This window comes from Micromonospora sp. NPDC049580 (assembly GCF_040675595.1).
Taxonomy (GTDB): domain Bacteria; phylum Actinomycetota; class Actinomycetes; order Mycobacteriales; family Micromonosporaceae; genus Micromonospora.
In genome coordinates this window covers 1-2,556 of record NZ_JBFAPG010000669.1, presented here as the reverse complement: position 1 = coordinate 2,556, position 2,556 = coordinate 1, and the positions used below count along the sequence as shown (strand labels likewise).

Genomic DNA, 2,556 nt, shown 5'->3' with positions numbered 1-2,556 from the left:
CCGTGGCCGAGGTACGACGATCGAGAACAAAACCGCGAGCATTGACGATCAGCAATTGACTGAGTGTCCAGGGTGCCTCTATAACGTTGTACGGGTGGTGATGGATGTCAATCGGATCACCATCGCCTGTGGGTGGAGATCCCGCCGACATCCGCCGTCCGCGTTCGAGAAGCCACCCGATGCCCACCGCCCCCGCGCTGCGGGCTCAGCTGCACGGCCCGCGGCGACCCGCCCCTCGGAGACGGCATGACACGTCAGGTCCCCGCCCGCCCCGCCCTGTCCCTACTGCTCATCCTCACCCTCGTCGTCGGCGTGTTCGCCGCACCGGCCCGACCGGTGCGGGCCGCCCCGGCCAAGACGCCGCCACTGACCACCCCGTGGACCAGCCAGGCGCTGGCCGGGACGCCCCTGCCGGAGTACCCGCGACCGCAGATGACCCGACCGGACTGGCTCAACCTCAACGGGGAGTGGCAGCTGCGCCAGTCCGGCACCGACGACGCCCCGCAGTTCAACACCGACCTGCCCGAGCGGGTCAACGTGCCGTTTCCCGTGGAGAGCGCCCTCTCCGGTGTCCAGCGGGCCGCCAGCGACAACCGCAACTACCTGTTCTACCGACGCACCGTCACCGTCCCGTCGAACTGGTCCGGCCGGCGGACCCTGCTGCACTTCGGCGCCGTGGACTGGCAGAGCACGGTCTGGGTCAACGGCGTGCGGGTCGGCGCGCACACCGGCGGCTACGACGCCTTCACCTTCGACGTGACCCCGCAGCTCAACGGCGGCGTGAACGAGATCGTGGTGAAGGTGTGGGACCCGACCGACACCCGGCAGAACGGCAGCCTGCCCCCGATCGGCAAGCAGACCAAGCAGCCCGGCGGGATCTTCTACACGCCCAGCTCCGGAATCTGGCAGACGGTGTGGATGGAGCCGGTGCCCGCGGCGTCGATCAGCAGCGTGGACGTCTACCCGAACCTGGGCACCAACACCCTGCGGATCCGGGTCTTCACCCGGGGCGACGTGAGCGGGCACAGCGTGCTCGCCGAGGCGCTCGACGGCGCTACGGTTGTCGGCTCCGCCACCGGCGGCTTCACCGACTTCAGCGTCCCGGTGCCGAACGCCCGCCGCTGGTCACCCGACGACCCGTTCCTCTACAACCTGCGGGTACGCCTGCGCAACGCCGGCGGCGCGACGGTCGACCAGACCGTCCACTACTTCGGCATGCGGGAGATCACCACCGGCATGGTCAACGGGGTGCTGCGACCGAAGCTCAACGGTCAGTTCGTCTTCCAGGTCGGCACCCTCGACCAGGGCTTCTGGCCGGACGGCCTGTACACCGCGCCGACCGACGCCGCTCTCGCCTTCGACCTGCAGAAGCACAAGGACCTGGGCTTCAACATGGTGCGCAAGCACATCAAGGTCGAACCGCAGCGCTGGTTCTACCACGCCGACCGGCTCGGCCTGCTGGTCTGGCAGGACATCCCGTCGCTGACCGCGCAGAACATCGACGCCACCGATGCCCAGCAGGCGCAGTTCGAGAGCGAGGCACGCGAGATCGTCGACGAGCACCGCAGCTCCCCCGCGGTCGTCGCCTACACGCCCTACAACGAGGGGTGGGGCGAGCGCGCCCTGGCCGACACCCGCCGCGTGGCGCAGAACATCAAGAATCAGGACCCCACCCGGCTGGTCAACCCGCACAGCGGGCACAACTGCTGCCAGTCCCTCGGTGACCCCGGCAACGGCGACATCGACGACTGGCACGTCTACCTGGGTCCGGACTCACCCTCGCCATCGAGCGGCCGGATCGCGGTGCTCGGCGAGTTCGGCGGCCTGGGCCTGCGCACCCCGGGCCACGAGTACAGCCCGAACGGGCAGTTCTTCGCCTACGAGTGGCAACCCACCTCCGCTGCGCTCACCGACCGGTACGTGGGGCTGGTGGAGGGTGCGCAGAACCTGATGCTCGGCAAGGGACTCAGCGCCTCGATCTACACCGAGATCGCTGACCAGGAGGGGGAGTTGAACGGCTTCCTCACCTACGACCGGCAGGTGGTCAAGATGGACCAGGCCCGCGTCCGCGCGGCCAACACCGCCCTCGTCAACGCCTCCCGGACGATCGGCAGCTCCGCCCCCGTCGCCCTGCCGGTCAACACCCGGCGTTCACTGCAGGTGACCACCCCCGGCTACACCAACCGGTACCTGCGCCACCAGAACAGCCTGGCGTACACCGAGGTGGTCGACGCGGGCAGCTCGGCGCTGCTCAAGAACGACGCGACGTACACCATCCGGCCCGGCCTGGCCGACAGCGCCTGCTACTCCTTCGAGTCAGTCAACTATCCCGGTCAGTACCTGCGGCACCAGGACTCCCGGGTCCGCAACTCGCCGAACGACGGGTCAGCGCTCCTGCGAGCCGACGCCACCTGGTGCGCCCGGGTGGGGCTGACCGGAAGCGGCGTCTCGCTGGAGTCGTGAACGGACCAGATCCAGCACGGTCAGGAGCGCGAAGAACGCGATCACGATCTCGTTGACGATCCAGGAGTGCCCCTCGGCCCACTCCCGCATCCG

General features: G+C 69.0%; 2 protein-coding genes. One reads left to right on the top strand and one right to left on the bottom strand.

Annotated features, from left to right (window positions below; genetic code table 11):
- Positions 1-187, bottom strand: a 187-nt coding sequence (locus tag AB0J68_RS30790; RefSeq protein WP_363942232.1) for a hypothetical protein, incomplete at its 3' end; no start/stop codon positions are given.
- Positions 188-246: 59 nt separating this feature from the next.
- Between AB0J68_RS30790 and AB0J68_RS30785 the strand changes: the two genes are divergently transcribed.
- The gene (locus AB0J68_RS30785) at positions 247-2,463 is read left to right on the top strand and encodes an AbfB domain-containing protein (protein WP_363942230.1); all 2,217 of its coding nucleotides are present in this window, start codon (positions 247-249) and stop codon (positions 2,461-2,463) included.
- The last annotated feature ends 93 nt before the right edge of the window (positions 2,464-2,556 follow it).

Coding starts and splice junctions, on each gene's coding strand:
- AB0J68_RS30785 (WP_363942230.1), top strand. CDS start 247: ATGACACGTCAGGTCCCCGCCCGCCCCGCCCTGTCCCTACTGCTCATC.